This is a genomic window from Kocuria carniphila, from assembly GCF_004136555.1.
Taxonomy (GTDB): Bacteria; Actinomycetota; Actinomycetes; order Actinomycetales; family Micrococcaceae; genus Kocuria; species Kocuria carniphila.
This window is the reverse complement of sequence record NZ_NOIT01000005.1, coordinates 97,051-114,528: the sequence shown is the minus strand read 5'-3', so window position 1 is coordinate 114,528 and position 17,478 is coordinate 97,051. Positions and strand designations below refer to the sequence as shown.

15 protein-coding genes are annotated in these 17,478 nt (G+C 63.2%); 5 read left to right on the top strand and 10 right to left on the bottom strand.

Going from position 1 to position 17,478, the window contains the following annotated elements; all coding sequences use genetic code 11:
• Positions 1–22 precede the first annotated feature (22 nt).
• The 7 genes from recQ to EWV37_RS05150 all read right to left on the bottom strand — a co-directional run bounded on the left by recQ (position 23) and on the right by EWV37_RS05150 (position 8,282).
• Positions 23–1,888 (bottom strand): DNA helicase RecQ, encoded by a 1,866-nt coding sequence (gene recQ, locus EWV37_RS05180; protein WP_129700239.1) that lies wholly within the window; start codon positions 1,886–1,888, stop codon positions 23–25.
• A gap of 34 nt (positions 1,889–1,922) precedes the next feature.
• Positions 1,923–2,714 (bottom strand): hypothetical protein, encoded by a 792-nt coding sequence (locus EWV37_RS05175; protein WP_129700237.1) that lies wholly within the window; start codon positions 2,712–2,714, stop codon positions 1,923–1,925.
• Between the two features lie 6 nt (positions 2,715–2,720).
• Positions 2,721–3,239, bottom strand: coding sequence for a hypothetical protein (locus EWV37_RS05170; protein ID WP_129700235.1), 519 nt, complete (start codon positions 3,237–3,239; stop codon positions 2,721–2,723).
• Between the two features lie 572 nt (positions 3,240–3,811).
• The gene (locus EWV37_RS05165; protein WP_095797165.1) at positions 3,812–5,365 is read right to left on the bottom strand and encodes a sensor histidine kinase; all 1,554 of its coding nucleotides are present in this window, start codon (positions 5,363–5,365) and stop codon (positions 3,812–3,814) included.
• Positions 5,362–6,807: a glycosyltransferase family 2 protein gene (locus EWV37_RS05160; protein WP_129700233.1), complete on the bottom strand. Its 1,446-nt coding sequence runs from the start codon at positions 6,805–6,807 to the stop codon at positions 5,362–5,364. Before EWV37_RS05160 ends, EWV37_RS05165 begins: the two co-directional genes overlap by 4 nt.
• On the bottom strand, positions 6,794–7,891 hold the full coding sequence (locus EWV37_RS05155; RefSeq protein WP_129700231.1) for a HEAT repeat domain-containing protein: 1,098 nt from the start codon (positions 7,889–7,891) through the stop codon (positions 6,794–6,796). The genes EWV37_RS05160 and EWV37_RS05155 overlap by 14 nt, the downstream gene beginning before the upstream one ends.
• A gap of 7 nt (positions 7,892–7,898) precedes the next feature.
• A complete protein-coding gene (locus EWV37_RS05150; RefSeq protein ID WP_095797168.1) occupies positions 7,899–8,282 on the bottom strand; it encodes a response regulator transcription factor in 384 nt (127 codons plus the stop codon).
• 238 nt (positions 8,283–8,520) lie between these two features.
• Here EWV37_RS05150 and EWV37_RS05145 point away from each other — a divergent pair, with 238 nt between their 5' ends.
• On the top strand, positions 8,521–8,784 hold the full coding sequence (locus EWV37_RS05145) for a hypothetical protein (RefSeq protein ID WP_095797169.1): 264 nt from the start codon (positions 8,521–8,523) through the stop codon (positions 8,782–8,784).
• A gap of 125 nt (positions 8,785–8,909) precedes the next feature.
• On the opposite strand, the gene EWV37_RS05140 is transcribed toward EWV37_RS05145, so the two are convergent.
• Entirely contained in the window at positions 8,910–10,277 is a 1,368-nt protein-coding gene (locus tag EWV37_RS05140; protein WP_129700229.1) for an acyltransferase family protein, read from the bottom strand.
• Between the two features lie 126 nt (positions 10,278–10,403).
• Positions 10,404–11,105, bottom strand: a complete 702-nt coding sequence (locus tag EWV37_RS05135) for a response regulator (RefSeq protein ID WP_129700227.1) — start codon at positions 11,103–11,105, stop codon at positions 10,404–10,406.
• Between the two features lie 100 nt (positions 11,106–11,205).
• Here EWV37_RS05135 and EWV37_RS05130 point away from each other — a divergent pair, with 100 nt between their 5' ends.
• The 3 genes from EWV37_RS05130 (at position 11,206) to EWV37_RS05120 (ending at position 15,085) form a co-directional block, all read left to right on the top strand.
• The gene (locus EWV37_RS05130; RefSeq protein WP_129700225.1) at positions 11,206–12,300 is read left to right on the top strand and encodes a DMT family transporter; all 1,095 of its coding nucleotides are present in this window, start codon (positions 11,206–11,208) and stop codon (positions 12,298–12,300) included.
• Positions 12,300–14,273 carry a sensor histidine kinase gene (locus tag EWV37_RS05125; RefSeq protein WP_129700223.1) on the top strand — a complete coding sequence of 658 codons (1,974 nt, stop codon included), beginning with the start codon at positions 12,300–12,302 and terminating at the stop codon, positions 14,271–14,273. The genes EWV37_RS05130 and EWV37_RS05125 overlap by 1 nt, the downstream gene beginning before the upstream one ends.
• Positions 14,274–14,581: 308 nt before the next feature.
• A complete protein-coding gene (locus tag EWV37_RS05120) occupies positions 14,582–15,085 on the top strand; it encodes an FBP domain-containing protein (protein WP_129700221.1) in 504 nt (167 codons plus the stop codon).
• 24 nt (positions 15,086–15,109) lie between these two features.
• Here the strand turns inward: EWV37_RS05120 and EWV37_RS05115 are convergent, their stop codons facing one another.
• Positions 15,110–16,459 (bottom strand): threonine/serine exporter family protein, encoded by a 1,350-nt coding sequence (locus tag EWV37_RS05115; protein WP_165189256.1) that lies wholly within the window; start codon positions 16,457–16,459, stop codon positions 15,110–15,112.
• 205 nt (positions 16,460–16,664) lie between these two features.
• On the opposite strand from EWV37_RS05115, the gene EWV37_RS05110 reads away from it, so the two are divergent.
• Positions 16,665–17,471: a hypothetical protein gene (locus EWV37_RS05110; protein ID WP_129700219.1), complete on the top strand. Its 807-nt coding sequence runs from the start codon at positions 16,665–16,667 to the stop codon at positions 17,469–17,471.
• Positions 17,472–17,478: the final 7 nt, after the last annotated feature.

The window sequence follows — 17,478 nt, the reverse complement described above, 5'->3', positions numbered from 1 at the left end:
GCAATGCCGCTCGCGCCCTTGGTCAGGCGTCCGCGCCGAGCGCCTCCAGCACAGCGTCCCCGTACTCCACGAGTTTCTTCGCGCCGACGCCGCTCACGGCACCCAACGCGCGCACAGTCTCCGGCTTCGCTTCCACGATGCCCACCAGGGTGGCATCCGAGAACACCATGTAGGGCGGGATCTGCTTCTCCTTGGCGACTGAGGTGCGCCATGTCCGCAATGACTCGAACGCTACGCGATCCGCGGTCTCCAGACCCTCGGCGGCCGATGCGCGAGCGCCCCCGGCGGAACGAGCGCGACCGCGAGCGGGCGACGTCGGCGCCCTGTCCACCGCCAAGTCCAGGGTGACCTCGCCGCGCAGAACGGGACCGGCGTTCGGGCCGGGCACCAGCACGCCGTAGTCGCCCACGGCCTCCACGATCCCGCGCGCGAGGAGTTGCCGCAGCACCGAACGCCACTCCCGCTCGGTGAGCTCCGTGCCGATCCCCCACACGCTGAGCTCGTGGTGGCGCGATTCGACGGAGCGTTCGTTCTCGCGACCGAGCAGAATGTCGAAGACCTTGCCCGAACCGAACTGCTGGCTGCGCTCGCGCTGCAGCCGGATGAGCGTGGACAGCAGCTTCTGCGCGGGCACCGTGGCGTCCCACATCTTGGGTGGTTTGAGGCATGTATCGCAGTTGCCGCACGGCTCCGACTCCTGCCCGAAATACCGCAGCAGCTGCACGCGCCGGCACGAAACGGTCTCGCACAGGGCGAGCATCGCGTCCAGGTGCGAGCGGGCGTTGCGCATGTGCAGTTCGCTGCCTTCGCCGCGGTCGATCAGGCGGCGCTGATTGACGACGTCGCCCAGGCCGTACGCCATCCACGCGGTCGACGGAAGTCCGTCGCGTCCCGCGCGGCCCGTCTCCTGGTAGTAGCCCTCGATGCTCTTGGGGAGGTCCAGGTGGGCGACGAAGCGCACGTCCGGTTTGTCGATGCCCATGCCGAATGCGATGGTCGCGACGATGACGATGCCCTCTTCACGCAGGAACCGTTCTTGGTGGTCGTGCCGGACGGACGCGTCGAGCCCCGCGTGGTACGGCAGGGCCGCGATCCCGTGCTTCTCCAACCACTCCGCGGTGGTCTCAACGCTTTTGCGGGAGAGGCAGTAGACGATGCCGGCGTCGCCGTCGTGCTCGGAGGTGATGAATTTCAGGAGCTGATCGCGGCCGCGGTCCTTGGGTTCGATCCGGTACTGGATGTTGGGGCGATCGAAGTTGGAGACGAAGTGCTCGGCGTTCTCCATGCGCAGGCGCTCGGTGATCTCGCGGTGCGTGCTGCGGGTGGCCGTGGCCGTCAATGCAATCCGAGGGACGTTCGGGAACGCGTCCGCCAGCACAGACAGACCCAGATAATCGGGGCGGAAATCGTGGCCCCACTGGGCGACGCAGTGTGCCTCATCGATTGCGAAAAGGGCGATCTGAGCCCGGCGCAGCAGGTCGAGGGTGCGCGGCAGGATCAAACGCTCGGGCGCCATGTAGAGCAGGTCGATCTCACCGGCGAGCAGTTGCTGTTCGACCGCCTGCGCTTCCTGGAAATCCAGGGATGAGTTGAGGAACGCCGCGCGGATGCCGACCGCTTCAAGCGCTGCCACCTGGTCGGACATCAGCGCGATCAGTGGTGAGACGACGATGCCGGTGCCTTCACGCAGGATCGAGGGGATCTGATAGCACAGCGACTTACCGCCACCGGTGGGCATGAGGACCACGGCTTCTCCCCCGCTCATCACCTGGTCGATGATGGCGGCCTGCTCACCGCGGAACTCGTCGTAGCCAAAAACATCGGAGAGGACGCTCAGGGGTGTGGGGGCGGCGTCGACGGTCTGCGTAGCGGTGTGGTGGTCCTGCATGGTCTCCACACTATGTCCGGCGGGGAGGTCCTCGTTACGGTGCGCCGATATGCTCTTGGATCAGCGCAGCAAAGCGCACGCGACTGACGTTGTTGGGCAGCTCGATGGGGCTGCGCCGCCGTGTGATCTGCTTCCCCAGCGGTCGAAGAATTCTTGCTGTGTCCAAGCGGCGTCCAATGAGCGGTCGGGAGTCAAGTCGCCAAGAGAGCTCCGGATGCTCTTCTCGGATTTCCAGCAGTGTGTTGAGGTCCGCAAGATCCTTTGTCGAATGCCTGCTACTCCAGCTGTGAGCCTTGAGAATCGCTGCCACCTCCACAGACGGCACACGTGTTTGATATTCAATAATCTCTCCTCCCAGCAGACGTGCCTCAACATCGATGACTACCGCCGGAGAGTTCAACGCAAATGAGAGCTCTGAAAGAGTGTCCACCTGGCCAACACTTTGAACATTGATGGACTTGATACCAGTCTTGTAATCGTCACGCGGGAGAAGAAAGTTAATCTCCACATCCTGGTCAGGGGCCACAGTCTTCTTGAGGACATTGCCTCCTACCTTGATGAAACCATCCTCCTGCAGCTGTCGGGTTACGACGCCTATGACTTCAACATCCCCAAGCGCTGTATCGGCATCCACGGTTGACCGTGGCACAGCCCTCTCGCTGGGATAAACGTGCAGCAGTAGTCTCACCATGTGTCCGCCAATGAGACGATAATCGCTGCGTCCCGATACTGTTTGAGATACTGCCAATTGCCCCCGATAACCCAAGTCATCCGCGACACTCAGAGCGTGCACTCGAATGTGTGACGGATCGGTCTCGTTGTCCACAGTGCTTTACCCCGTAATGTTCCGCGCTAGTTTCTGAGCAGCCTCCAGACTGTCCACGTCTTCTCCATGGAGGACGTCCCAATAGACGATTACCGGGTCGGCAAGAGGTACGTCTGAACTTGTCATTCCGTGTGCGACATCCACCAACTTCCATATCGTTGGATCCTGAGGAACACAGGTGACGAGGGTAGCCTCAACCAGCGGGGCCGGTACGAATCCGTCTCCAGCAAGATCAATCGGGTTCTTCACGTAGATTCTGCCCACACTCGGCAGCTTCCATGGGGCCGTCTTATCGGCGGCCACGTCTCCAGTGATGAGCGGATCAACGTCATACAAGGCAGCGACTTTAACCGCTTGTTCCGTCTGCTCGACCACAGGATTCAAGCTGTACCATCCGAATCCTTGCCCGTTGGGCCCCTCATAGTCGATTAACCATTCTTGAAGCAGCGCCTGCTTGTCGTCGGCAAGGAACCCAGCTTCTGTCTCGTGGACCAAGCCGGCAAGTTGCTTAATCGCGAGGGACACGGCCTGTTGGCTACTACCCAAAACCGCGGCGATCTCGGATTGCCGCAGCGGGCCTGACGCGAGCAGGAGACACCGCATCGTTGCCCATCGAATCCAGGCGCGCCTACCGCGGCGCGGTCTTGGGAGTACATCGAGTGGGCGAGAGGCTACCTCGTGAGCGTCGTCGGAATACACGCGACCGCGAACAATCAGCTGCAGTGGTCGCTCGGTAATGACATCCAACTCACCCCTACTGGCGCGTTCCAGCATGTTCGTAGTGATCGTTCTACCAACGAGTAGTGGACGCACACGCCGGGTTTCAGATGAACCCGTGAAGAAGCGCGCGGCTTCGGATGTGATCCTGTCCATGGCTGGAAGAGGCTTGCACGGGTACCGACCCCCATCTGGTGCCCGTAGTAGCCAAGACCCCATGTCCCACGGGTCTATTTCGAAGTTGAGCTCGCGAAGCAGGTCCACGACATCTACCATCGCTAGTCCTCCAACAAGCTAAACCAGAAAAATTCGATATTACTTGTTGGACATTAGAACACACCTTCGTGTAGAAGCGTGGCCCTAATCCGAGCTACTCCGCCCTATCGAGGGGTTGCGGGTCCCTCCGCCGGAGCCAGGGGCACGTCGATGGTGACCGTGGTGCCTTCTCCCTCGATCGATCGCAGTTCCACGGTCCCGCCGTGTTGCTCCACGATCGTGCGTACGATGACAAGCCCCAATCCCGTACCGGGGATCTGCTGGTCCGCGGCGTTCGAGGCACGGGTGAAGCTCGTGAACAATGAATCGATCTCCTTGGCGGGGATCCCCATTCCTGTGTCTTCGCAGCTCAAGCGGACTCCGTGGCCGTCGGCCGTCCGGGACAGAGAGAGGGTGACCGTGCCACCCGGCGGAGTGAACTTCACCGCATTGCCCACCACATTGGTGATGGCCCGTTCCAACCGGTCCCTGTCCCCCAGCACCGGCCACGCTCCTGCGATCTCGCCCCGGAGGGAAACCTGGCCACTCGTGGCCTGCGGAACAAGATTCGTCATCACCCGGGACAAGCATTCGGCGAGATCCAACACCCGGTCGTGCTTGGAGTGCCCCTCCTGTTCCTGGTCAAGGCGATTGATGAGCAGGAGGTCTTCAATGAGCAGTTGTAGCCGGTTGGTGTTGCGCTGTACTACTCCCAGCACGCGATCCTGCTCCGGGGTGATTTTGCCGTAGTCCCCGTCCTGCAGCATTTCCACATACCCGCTGATGGAGGTGAGCGGGGTGCGCAGCTCGTGGTTCGTGGTGGATACGAAAATGGATTTCTGCCGGTTCAACTCGTGCAGTTGCTCGACCGTCCGCTCGCGTTGAGCCGCCACTTCCCGGGCCTCCCGGGTGAACGAGTTGAAGGACTTCGCGAGGTCCACGACCTCCAAAGCACCCCGTGAGGTATCCGCGACGGCGTCGGGTTCACCGTGCCGCTGTCGGCTCACGATGCGCTGCAAGCTCAGCAGGGGAGCCGCCAAGAGGTGATCCACCCGGCGTAACGCAACCAGAATGACGATCGAGGACAACAGAGCAGCCATGATCAGCGCCACGTTGGCCACCGTCATGGACCGGTTCAGTTCCGCTTGACTCTGCGCTCGAAGATCGGCGACGTCGTCGCTGAGACTCCGCAGCTCGGCCAGGGCCTCGTTCATTGCCGCTGAGGTCTGCCGCAGGTCGAGCTGCGGGCGCGGGGAGGTACTGTTCGGCTGGCGGGTGAGGTCCAGCCATTCGTCCACTACCTCGTTCATGTGTTGGATCTGCGGCAGGCGGCCGGCGGCGAGAGTTTCGAGCCGTTCACGCGCGTCAGACAGGTCCGCCACTGCTTCCACGTAATCCTGGGCGAAGACCGAATCTTGGGTGACCACGTACCCCCGCGCGGCGGTCTGGGCACGCAGCAGCGTCCCCTGCATTTCGTGGGCCGCGTCCACGAGGGGTGTGATGGTGGCCCGGGTGGTCTCCACGTGCTCCCGCACGGTTGCGAGTCCCCACCCGGCCGTGACTCCCGTGATGAGCAGTGCAACGAACCACAGGGCCACCAAGCGCTGCAGGATGACGCGTACCTTACGGTTGCCCGCCTTACCGGCCCCTGTGCGTACGTGGGAAGCTACGGAGCTCATGAGTCGACCTCGGTGAAACCCGAACGCGTCATGGTGCCCCACTTCTGCTCGCGTCGAGTGAGCGCGGCGAACCAGCCCTCCAGCCGCCACCACGCGGTGAGTTGCCGGTATCCCAGGTTCTCGAGCACCGCGGCCACCAGGGTGATCCCCAGATCCCGCCAGCGGGGGTACTTGTGGAAGCTCAGTTCTTCCACGGTCACGGCGGCGAGGGTCACGATGATGGCGTAGGCGTAGGCCACGAGCATGAACAGCAGGAAGTACTGCCAGGGCACCAGCCCCAGCGCGAAGCCGAGGGCGATGAGCACGAGTCCCACGAGTTCCAACAGCGGGGCGATCAGCTCGAAAATCCAGTAGTAGGGCACCGCCACGAGACCCAGTCGACCGTAGCGGGGGTTGAACAGCATGCCCCGGTAGGCCCACAGCGTTTCCCATAGACCCCGATGCCACCGGGTCCGTTGTCTACGGAGCACGGGAACGGTGCTGGGCACCTCGGTCCAGCAGATCGGCTCGGTCAGGAACGTGACCCGGCAGGGCTTGCGCTGTTTCCTCAAGGTCCTGTGCAACCGCATGACCAGCTCGAAATCCTCACCGATGCTATTGGCATCCAAACCGCCCACCGAGGTCAGCGCGTCACGGCGGAAGACGCCGAAAGCCCCGCTGATCAGCAACAGCGCATTGATGCGGGACCACCCGGCTCGCCCCAGGTGGAAAGCGCGAAGGTATTCCAGGACCTGAATGTCTGCCAGAGGGCTTCCGGGCATGCGGACCTCCAGGACGCGCCCGCCCTTCACCCGGCACCCGTTGACGGCGCGAATCACCCCGCCCGCTGCAACCATGGTGACCGGGTCCTCGATGAACGGCCGGGACACCGCAAGCAGTGCCCCAGGATCCAAGATGGAGTCCGAGTCAACGAACAGCACCAGATCCTCGCGGGCGAGGTTCACGCCCACGTTGATCGAATCGGAGCGGCCCGAGTTGGCTTTACCCACCACCGTCAACCGGGTCCGCCCGTCACGGGGCACGTGGATACTCGTGGGCGCTTCCCGCACAGCCACATCCTGGGGCATCCGGCGGGTCACCGGGACCAGGTCGAAGGCCTTACGCAGCACTTCGAAGCCGTTATCGGTGCTGCCGTCGTCCACCACGATGACCTCGTGACGGGGATGTTGCAGGGAGAGAAACGATTCCACGGCCACGCGGATCCCCATCTCCTCGTTGTGCATGGCGGTCACCACGCTGATTCCCGGCATGGTCCGGGACCGCATGAGTTCCTCGCGACCAGCAAACGGGATCCGCCGACGGTGCGATACGAAGTCCACCGTCGCGAGCCCGATCATCACCAGGTAGGACGTGTTGATCACCAGGAAGTAGATGAGCACGGGCCACGCCACGAACGCGAGGACGGCAGCGACCGCAGTGCGCAACAGCTCAATCCAGTCCACGGGTGGCACTCCTCATGGCGGTCAGTTGCAGGGCGTAGGTGGCGGGCAGCTCAGCGGGGCCGGGTGCGTTCGCGAACGCCAGCAGCCGCTCACGACCCTGAGGTCCCAGCTCCGTGAGGGCCACGGCCGCGCGTTCGGACAGCCTCGGACGGGAGTCCGCCACGAGCGGGGCCAACGCTTCCACCGAGGAGTGCAGCCCGATCCCTTCGAGAGCGTCCACGGCGGCGAGCGCCACGGTCTCGTCCGGGTGCTGTGCGAAGCGGGACAGTACCGGTAGATCGGTCGCGCCCCCGATCCTGCCGAGTGCAGCCACGAGCGATGCGAGGGTTCGGGGGTCTTCTTCCACACCGAGCCGTTCCCGGACCATCGGGGCTGCTCGCGGCAACGGGCGGGTGCCGATGACCGTGGCCGCGACGTGGCGTACGGACGGTCGCGGGTGCGCCGTCGCCTCCAGGACCACGGTGGTCACCGACTCGTCGAAGGCGCACAGGCACTCGACGGCCACCCAGCTGGGAAGGCCGCGCGGACGACGTCGCGGAGCCACCGCGCGCACGACGGCCCGGGCCGCTTTACTGTCGCCGATGAGCGTGAGGGCGCGCGCGGCGGCGACCACCACGTCGATGGAACGATCCTGGAGCAGCGGGATGATCTTCGACCCCGATTCGCGCTCCCGCATCAGCCCGAGGGTCCACGCCGCGTAGGCGCGCCGGATCGATCTCTTGGAGTTCAGCCCCCGCAACGCCCAACTCGAGCGGCCGTGCGAGCGCAGCACCTGAGCCAAGGCGCGCGCGGGTTCACCCTTGACCTTGGAAAGCATGGCGGAGACCGCGTGATCCACCACGCGTGCCCGCCGACGGGTCACCGTGGTCAGTTGGCTCAATGCGGCGGAATCCTCGTCCTCCCCGGAGGCCACGGCGAGCATAGCGGGCCTCAGCTCGCCGATGAGCTGGCGATCCCTGCGTTCGCGCCAAAGCCGGCCGGCCCGCGATCCGAGGATCAGGGCAAGCAGGAAGATGGTGGCCCACACCAGGACCCACAACACCACGGACAGCAGTTGCGCGGCTACCACTGTCTGCGTTGCCACGGGTATCTCACCGCCCCCGACCGAGGAGCGTGTTGACCCGGTGCAGCAGTTCCCTCGGGCTGAAGGGCTTGGTCACGTAGTCGTCCGCGCCGGTGGTGTAGCCGTCATCCACGTCCGTATCCCGGGCGCGCGCGGTCAGCAGGAGCACTTTGACCGTCTCGAGACGTTGCTCCGCCCGAATTTGTCGCAGGACGTCCAGTCCGCTGAGCCCCGGCATCATGACGTCCAGCACCACCAGGTCCGGCGTACTGTCCGTGAGCACCTCGAGAGCTGCGTTCCCGTCCGCGACTGAGTGAACGTCGAATCCGGCTTGTTCGAGTTTGAAGACCACGAGCTCTCGGATGTCGGGATCGTCATCCGCCACAAGGATCGAAGGCTGGGCAGGGGTCACGAGGGAACTCCGTGTGCTGGGGGGTGAACACGCTCCGCGGGGGCAGGGGGCGAGGAGCTACCGCTAAGAATATGTGAGTTCATAGGAAAGGCCGGGATTCCCGTGGCTGGCCGTTGCGCGATCGGCGTGCGCCGGGACTCGCACTCGGGGGCGGTTCAGAACACTGGCCGTTTGGCCACTGCGCTCCGTGTGGAGTGTCGGTAGCGTGAGGGGACGGAAGGAATGAGGTGCATCGACAGTGAACAGGATCATCGACTTCTTGGGTTTGAGAAGTGACTCCCCCGAGGACAGCTTTTGGTACGGCTTCGACCGCAAGCTCAAGGCCAAGCTCATTGCCATGTCCCTGATACTGGCGGTCGCAGTATTTGCGGTGGCCCACTTCTTGTTCCGAGGGATCGACATGTTCCCCGTGATTTTGCCGTGGGCTCTGGCGCTACTGGCGTTCACCTGGTCGCTGTCCGTGGCGAAGAACAAGCACAGGGGCTCCAACGGCCAGGTCTGACGTGAGGAAAACGCAGCACCGGAGTCTCATGGGAGGCAACAGCACGGATCCGGCGGCTAAACGGCATCTTCCTCACATGAGACTCGAGCGCTGCAGTTCCTTCACACAGAATTTCCCCGCTGCACTTAACTCACATGAGGCTCACTGAAGGGATGGCTCGGAACTCGGTCCAGCATCCTGCCCACCAGGACGCTGCCGGCCAGGAACCCGACCGACAGGAACGCCGTCGGCACGAGCGGTAGTGCCTGCGTCAGCATCAACGCCACACCAATGATCGCCATGACCACCACGAGCACAGCACCGGAGTCCAGGGCGAACCGGGACGACGTACGCACCCCAACGACTTTCCGCGCAGCCACCACGGAAACGAGCCGCCGCTCAACCCGGTCCAACGTGGGAACTACGACCAACAACACCGCAGCTACCGCCAGGAGCCACGGAAGCCTGGTGGCCCACCACGACCCGGAGTGAGGTTCCGGTAGCGGGAAACCCAGAGTCCACAGCACGAATACGAGACCCAGCACCACTGGCATGTGCCAGAGGTAAATGGTCATCGCACGGGCACTGATGGTCGCGCCAATGGACGCGGCGACCCGGGACGCGTCCAACCTCGGCTTGAGCAGCCGCAGCGCGAAGAACTGCGCGGAACCCAGCAGCACGATCGCGGCGGTGGGCGGATTGAGGTTCACCAGCATGTCAGCCGAGTACGGACCCCAGGTCACCACCGCGAACAGCGTCAGCAGAGACACCGCAAGGCCGACATACAGACGGCCGCGCGGCCAACGAGCGGCGGCGCCGTCGTGGAACAGGAAGCCAAGCTGCTGCATCAGCAACCAAACCAGGGCGAGGTTGAAGAGACCCAGGGCGGGAGTGTCCAGGACGAACCGTGCGGCGTCGACGGCCACGACGCCGAGGCCCAGGGCAGCGACGGTGCCGCCAGGTCGTTTCTCGTGCCAGCGTGCCATGAACGGCACGAGCGCCGTGACGCCCAGGTAGACGGCCAGGAACCACAGGGGCTGCCCGACACGCAGCCGCACTTCCGCCACAAGCCCCGCATCGAGTCCGGAACCGCCCGCCATGACAAGCACCACGCCGACGACGCCGAACAGTACCACCGCGGGCACGGCCAGTCGCTGCGTCCTACTGATCACGTAGTGCTGCCAGGACGCTCCGCGAGCGCGCATCCGCCGCCATTGAGTCAGGGAGGCGAAGCCGCCGGCAATGAAGAACAAGGGCATGACCTGAATGAACCAGCTAACTGGGACGAACCAGTCGGTGCCTGCCAGGGCCACGCTGGTGAGCAGGCCACCGTCCGAGGTTCGTTCGACGCCCGCCATCATGGTGTGCAGTGCGACGACCACCAGGAGACACAGTGCGCGGATGAGATCCACGGTGGAATCCCGGCCGGTCTTCGTCGGAACGCTCGGTTTTCCCGGACGGGATGACAGGCCCAGACAAAGCGGCGGGGATGGGGTGCGCAGTTGGACTGACATCGTGACTCCTCGTATCAATGCGTATCGATTACGAGGAAGCTATGGCGCAGGTTCGCCCCGTTTCATCACTCTGGGGAGCGGTTCCACACCCCTACGCGAGAGGTAGCCACCGCGGTGCCAGAGGCGTCAGCGCTCGGTGCTCACCAGACCCGATTCATAGGCTGCCACCACGATCTGCGTGCGATCACGCAGCCCCAACTTGCTGAGGATCCGCGAGACGTGGGACTTCACGGTCTGTTCAGCCACGAACAGTTCCTCTGCGATCTCCGCATTCGATTTGCCGGTGGCCACGAGCTTCATGACCCCGAGCTCCCGTTCGGTCAGCGGGGACAGCGCCGCCGTATCGCGCCGCGTGCTGGGCCGGCGGGCGTAATCGGCAATGAGTTTGCTGGTGATCGACGGCGCCAGCAGCGACTCCCCCGCGGCCACGATCCGCACCGCGGACACCAGGTCCTCCGCCGTGGCGTCCTTCAGCAAGAAGCCGCTAGCCCCGGCGCGCAACGCGGAGAACACGTACTCATCCGCGTCGAAGGTGGTCAGCATGATGATCCGCGGATGCTCCAGACCGGGCATCGCCTTCACCGCTCGCGCGGCATCCAGGCCGTTGAGCTTGGGCATGCGGATGTCCATCAGGATCACATCAGGGCGAGACCGGCGGACCAGTTCGACCACCTCGCTGCCATCGGCGGCGCTGCCGACCACGATGATGTCACGCTGCGCATCGAGTAACGCCCCGAAGCCCTGACGCACCATCGCCTGGTCATCCACGATGATCACCCGAATCGCGGGATCATCGTGGTGCGCCGGCGGCATCTGGTTCTGGGCCATGCCTTGAGGCTAGCCCCGGTGCACCGCGCCCGCATTATGTCTCGGGCGGGTCGCCACGAATATCCCTCTCAGGTATCAGCACGGATCACTCTGCAGGGTGATGACCGGACCGCGAGCGCAGCCCCACGATCAGGGCATGTTCACCTTCGCCATTGGTATCGCCCTTGTCGCGGCTCTCTGCCTGGCCCTCGGAACGCATCTGCAGCACCGGGTGGTCACGGGTCGCTCTGCCGACGCCGCCGCTCCGGCAAGCCCGACGACGCCGCGTGCCCATGTTGTCCGCCGCATCTTCCGCAGCCCCCTGTGGCTAGTGGGACTGGCACTGCTCGTGCTTGAAACGGTGCTCAACGTGATTGCCCTGGGGCTCGCTCCCGTGGCGCTCATTCAACCGTTGGGAACGCTCTCCCTGGTGGCCGCCGTGATTCTCAGCCTGCGAGCGGCACGTTCCAAAGGAACCGATCAGGTTAAGACCCAGATGTCCAAGGGCGTCATGGCGGGGATCGTGATCACGATCGTGTCCGTGGGTCTGTTCGTGGCTGTTTCAGCGAAATGGTCGATCGACCCCGAGGCCTCACCCGGTCGCCTGCTCACGCTCGGCTGTCTGCTCGTGGTGTTCTCCGCCGTGGGTGCCGCCGTGGCCAACAGCTCAACCGGTCACCTGGCTCGCATTGCGTGCGCCGGTGTCTTGTTCGGGACGGTGGCCGCGAGCACCCATGTCCTTCTGTTCACGCTCCTGCAGGCGTTCGACGGCGCTGTGCTCGGTCCCGATCTCCTGCCCGTCATCTTCGGGGCACTATCAGCGGTGCACTGGTTCTTGATCACAGGATTGATCCTCGGTTCGATCACCGGAATGTGGGTCGTACAGACCGCCTACCTCAGCGGCCCACCGGAAACCGTGCTGGCGGGGCTCACCGTGATCGACCCGCTCACCGCAGTGGGAATCGGGGCGCTGCTGCTCGGTGAGTATGCGCCCATGCCGACCCCCGTCCTGATGACCTTGGCCGTCGTTGCTGTGTTCGCCGTACTCGGCGTCCTTTTGTTGGTGCGAGCGCACCCTTCGGTACTGCGACCCGCGCGGGCACCCCACGAAGCCTCAGTCGGCCGGCCGGCCCGAGCGCCGTCGACCCTCGCCTCGTACAGATCTACTCCGGCGCGCCATGGTGCCGCCGTCACTAATGAGAGAAGCTGGTCCTGATGTCATCATCATCCGCCACACGGGCCCCGTTGTGGGTTCGGCTCCCGCGGCAGCTCGGCCGCGACTACGCCTATGTGCTGCCGGGATTCTTCATCTCGGTGTTCGCTTTCGTACTCCTCATCCCCATGTTGTCCGTGTCGCTGGGCACGTTCATCGTCTGGGTGGGCGCGCTGCTGCTGCCCCTCACCCTGGTGCTTGCCGGGGCCTTCGCTCGACTCTCCCGCTCGCGATTGCGCCACTGGGGAGTCGATCTGCCGCGGGCGCGGTACCGCACCAAACAGCCGGGGATGTTCGGGTGGATGAAAACCATGGCGGATCCGCGGTTGTGGCTCGACTTGGTCTTCGAAACCCTCATTGCTTTTCCGCTGCGCACGTTGACCTTCTCGGTCGCGGTGTCCTGGACGGCCACCGCCCTGGGTGGAGTGACATATTTCTTTTGGGGCATGTTTCTCCCAGAGGACAATAACGGCCTGGTCGAACTCGTTCTCGACGCGACGTCGAACGGCGCGATCCCGTCATCGATCTCCGGCAGCTTTGCGCTAGAGGCCGCATTCAATTTCGTGACGGGCTTTGTCTTCCTCGTCTCGTTGCCAGCCGTCCTGCACGGCCTCGCCAGCCTCGACGCCCTGGTCACCAAGGCTGCGCTGGGAAACGGCGGCGGCCCCGCCTCCCGCGAGGTGCAACCCGGTCAGCCCGACCTTCCGCCCTGGGCCTCTCACCAAGGCCCGCGCACGGACAGCATTGCCAACCGAGCCACACGAGAAACCGAGCACTCCGAACCCCACCTCGCACGTTTCGCCTCTGCGGACGGCTGGGCATGGCTCACCACCGCCTTTGCCGCCGTCGTGTTACTGGCGATCTCCTGGCCCCTGTTCGGAGTCCTCTACGCCGTGCCCGTTGTCCTGGCGATGGTGGTCGCGATCGTTCACAGCGCGTCCTTGGTGGCCGCCGTGAGGTGGCCCGTGGTCGGGATGGTGGGGAACGCCGTCGCCGTCCTTGCTACCGCCGCGGTTACTGCCTCCACGCTGGGCCCACCCTGGCCGTGGCCGGTAACCACGCTGATGGTGCATGGTTTCGTCCTGCTGCTGGTGGCGCTCCGCCGACCCTGGCCCTACGCCGTGGTTGGCTGGCTGGTGGCCAGCACTGCGCCCCTCCCCGCGGTGTTCCTGTTGCGGACGGACGTCTCGGGCGGGGCGCTCTCCAGCTTGATCGTCGCGGCGTCGGTCTCGGCCGGTGTCCTCGCCCTGGGTATTCTCGTGCGGCAGCAGCTGCTGGGCCGTTCGGCGCTTCAGGCGGCGCGGCGAGCAAGTGCGGAGGAGAGCGCTCAACGGCGTGAGCTTCAGGAACGCAACCGGATCGCCCAGGAACTGCATGACGTGGTCGCCCACAGCATGTCAGTGATCAGTGTGCAGGCCACGACTGCGGAGTACCGACTCCCGGGGATGGACGAGCGAACTGCTGGCGAGTTCACCTCGATTGCTCAGTCCTCCCGACGCGCGCTCACGGAGATGCGCGGGCTGCTCACCATTCTGCGAGGCTCCGCGGACGCGCAACTGGTCCCGCAACCCACGCTCGCGGACGTCCCGGCGCTCATTGAATCCACTCGGCAGTCTGGCGCGCGGATCGAATTCGACGTGCGGTCCGGACGCGATTCACTGGACACCGACGTACCCGCGGCGACCGCTCTCACCGCGTACCGGGTGCTGCAGGAGGCGCTCAGTAACGCCGTGCGGCACTCCCCGGGCTCCGCAATCACCGCGGGGGTGGACGTTTCCGACCGCGGGATCGTCATGGACGTGGTCAACGGCCCCGCCGACGACGCCGCCTCGGGTTCAGCCGTTCCCGCTGCCCCGGGTGCCGGGCTGGGTCTTGCGGGAATCCGCGAACGGGTCGAGGCATTGGGTGGTTCGGTGCATGCCGGACCCACTGGCGATGGTGGGTTCAGGGTGCGCGCAGAGCTGCCTGTGGGCTGACTCGCCTCGTGGGGAGTTGACGTCGGGTATACGATTCCCACGTACATCTTCGGCATCCACTTCGGTGGTGAGTGAGCCTTCGGGCGTCAGGGGGTTGTCGGCTTGTCAGATGCCGGCACTAGATAGAGCTGCGTGACTGCGACGCCCGTGTGAATTTCATCCACGGTCGCAATCCTTTATGCCCTTTGAGGCATTCGTTCTGTCATCCCATTTTTCTGCCTGCCTTCCGTGACACCAAGGTCCGGGTCCTTAAACGTGCCTTCTCAGTGGTGAGGCGCGCGGGCAGAGTAAACCGAAAGCTTTCAACCATGCATTCACACACCGAATCCGAGATCCGCAAGAGCTTCATCAATTGCTCCAAGGGCGCTTCACAGCGCATCAACATTCCGCAGGACCTGTTCAGCATCGACTGGGAATCCCAGATCTTCCTCAGCTGGATCGACCCGAAATCCCCACGCACTGGATATGTAGTTGCCGAGACCGAGAATGGTTTGCGCGGGTTGGTCCTGGAGAAAAACCCTCATAAGGGCAAAGGTGGCGCACGCATGTGCCAGATCTGCCTGACCCTGCACCCCGGTAGCGGAGTCTCCCTGGTATCGATCCAGCGCTCGAAATCCGCCAAGGATCGCTACAACACTGTGGGGACCTACCTCTGTTCCGACCTTGCATGCAGCGACTACACGCGCGGAAAAAGGAAGCCCGAGGGCATCCGTCAGATGGAGGAGACCATGTCGCTCGACGATCGCGTGGACAGGACTCTCACCAATATCAGGGGTCTGATCCAGCGCGTGGGCGACGGCATGGGGAAGTAACCCCAGCCGTCGGTGCCGCTGGAGTTACTGGGTGAACGGCTTGGAGAAGATCGGGACCATGATGTCGCTGAAATTCTCCTCGTCGGCCATCTCCTTGCGGAAGGCGCGGTCCGGGTGCTTGTGGGTGAACTGCTTACGGCGGCTCGCCCACAGCGCCTCGGAGGCGAGGTACTGACCCAAGATGCCGCCCATGGACAGGCAGAACGCGGTAATGGTGGCTTCCAACAACGAATCATTAGCGCCGTCCATACCGAAGATCGTGCCCAGCACGCCCTGGTAGACCAACATGCCAGGGAACAACGGTAAGAGGACGACCATCAGTGAAGCGTTGGAGGCCATGTTGAGCGCACGCGTGAGCACCACACACACGGCACCCGCTGCGATTGACGCGACCAAGATTGCTGCGAAGGAACTGATGCCCGCGGTAGAAAGGGAAAGCATAAGGAGCATCACCACCCCGCCGAACAGGCCCAAGGCACCGAGCTTCCACCCGCGACCACCGGAGGCGAGCGCGAAGCCAGCCGATACCAACGTGGCGCCGAGCACTGAGAGGCCCCAGCGGGTGTCATCCATCTCGAGCGTCTCGATGAAGTTCATGTCCTCACCGAAGATCGGCTGCATCAAGTGGATACCCAGAGTCACACCGGCGACCAGGCCGGCGGTACTGGTGAGCACGTCAAGGATCCGGCCCGAGGCCGAGAGGTACCAGCCGGTGATGACATCGTGCACCGCGCCGTAGGCGGCGATGCCCGCCAACCAGGCAGCAAGGGAGGCAACGATGCAGACCGCAGGCTGGGACGTCGAAAAGAAAAGTCCGGAAATGCACGCGCCGATAACCGCGGTGAAACCGCCCGCGGCGAGGCTGAAGATCATGGGTGCCTGAGTGCGTACAACCAAGGCGTAGACGGTGTACACGGCCGCCGCGATGAAGGCGGCGCTGATGGTGGTGACCAGTCCGCCGCCCAGGATCAAGGAGAAGCCGACGCCGAACATCGCGAAGCCCGTGGCAGTCAGCCGGTGCCCGACGACACGCGACTTGGCCGTGACTTCTTCCATCTCGCGGATGGCTTCCTCGATGGTGAGCTGATTGAGCACGAACGCTTCGAGGACCTCACCGGTCTCGGTGCGCAGGCCGATATCCAGCGTGCCCGGTTCGGATTCGAGGATCCGGGTGCTGGGAGCGTCGTCGGGCTCTTCCTGGTGACTGATGGTGACCTGGCCCAAGCTGACGCTGACCGTCACGTTGGGCATCTCGGTTTTCTGGAAGATCGACAAGAGGGACTTGGTGGTACTGGCTGATCCCGAGCCGCTTCGGATCAAAGCGTCGGCTATCAAAAAGGCGAGTTTATAAGCCGCCTGTTCAGTTGAAAGCATCCGCTCACCCTAACCCCGTTACTAGGTGGTACACCAGTGGCGCTAGTCGCGGCGGGGGAGTGTAATCCGCGTCATGGCGGAGTTTTCGGTCTGCCAGAATCTGCTGACGGACAAGTAGGCAAGCGCTATGGGCGGTCTCCAGCGGCACGCAATGTACTGTGAGGCCAGTCACTACCTACAAATTATCAAAGGAGGCGACGGACAAATGACTCAAGATGACTCCGCTCGGAACCATGAGACAATTTTTCCCCTCGAAAATAAGGAGATTTTTGAAGATGGTTTTGCAGGAATATTCAAGGACGCAAAGCGAGGACTTCGTGATGCGCTGGATTTGATCTTAATTCATAATGAACACGAGGTGCGCGGAAAGCAGCCAAGATCAACCCTTAACCCACTGACACTCTTGCTTTCCATAGCAGCCTGGGAAAGATTCATTAGTGACTGTGGGTCGCTATTGGAAAGCTTGACACGGGAAAATTCGAATTCTAAAATCAAGTATTTTGCTGGCCCTGGATTACATAGCACCCCTCAGGGTTCAGCCTACCTCGCGCACGACAGGAAAACTACTGTGCCAAGATCGGTAGATACTTTACGAAATCTGACCGACGGAAGACTACCCGGCGGTTTTCGCATTCGAGGGTTTATGAGTTGGACGGGTAAATACCCTACGAATCCAGTAGTTTACAGGGGCCTCGAGGTCGCTGAGCCCCTCGGGGAGGCGATCAGATATCGCAATGGGGTTGCCCATCGAGCTTTACCCCAACTACCTGCGATTTCCGACGCCGAGAACTCTACAACGATTCAAGCTGGCTACGCACGAGCGGTTTTCGCTCTCACCATGCAGCTAATCAACCAGTCCAGCATTATAATATCTGAGACCAATGGATTTAGAAGCATCCACCGTCTTGATTCGGAGTGGTTCCATGGGCACCCAAGCCTGCTTCGTGGATACGAGAATCCAGGAACTCTTTGGCCCAAGGACTTATTTGAAGAAACATCAAATTTGGCATGATTAACAT

Bases quoted from the DNA above. Each gene is read 5' to 3' on its own strand.
- EWV37_RS05115 (WP_165189256.1), bottom strand. From the start codon at position 16,459: ATGCTTTCAACTGAACAGGCGGCTTATAAACTCGCCTTTTTGATAGCC.
- EWV37_RS05165 (WP_095797165.1), bottom strand. From the start codon at position 5,365: ATGAGCTCCGTAGCTTCCCACGTACGCACAGGGGCCGGTAAGGCGGGC.
- EWV37_RS05120 (WP_129700221.1), top strand. From the start codon at position 14,582: ATGCATTCACACACCGAATCCGAGATCCGCAAGAGCTTCATCAATTGC.
- recQ (WP_129700239.1), bottom strand. From the start codon at position 1,888: ATGCAGGACCACCACACCGCTACGCAGACCGTCGACGCCGCCCCCACA.
- EWV37_RS05130 (WP_129700225.1), top strand. From the start codon at position 11,206: ATGACCGGACCGCGAGCGCAGCCCCACGATCAGGGCATGTTCACCTTC.
- EWV37_RS05135 (WP_129700227.1), bottom strand. From the start codon at position 11,105: ATGGCCCAGAACCAGATGCCGCCGGCGCACCACGATGATCCCGCGATT.
- EWV37_RS05110 (WP_129700219.1), top strand. From the start codon at position 16,665: ATGACTCAAGATGACTCCGCTCGGAACCATGAGACAATTTTTCCCCTC.
- EWV37_RS05140 (WP_129700229.1), bottom strand. From the start codon at position 10,277: ATGTCAGTCCAACTGCGCACCCCATCCCCGCCGCTTTGTCTGGGCCTG.
- EWV37_RS05125 (WP_129700223.1), top strand. From the start codon at position 12,300: ATGTCATCATCATCCGCCACACGGGCCCCGTTGTGGGTTCGGCTCCCG.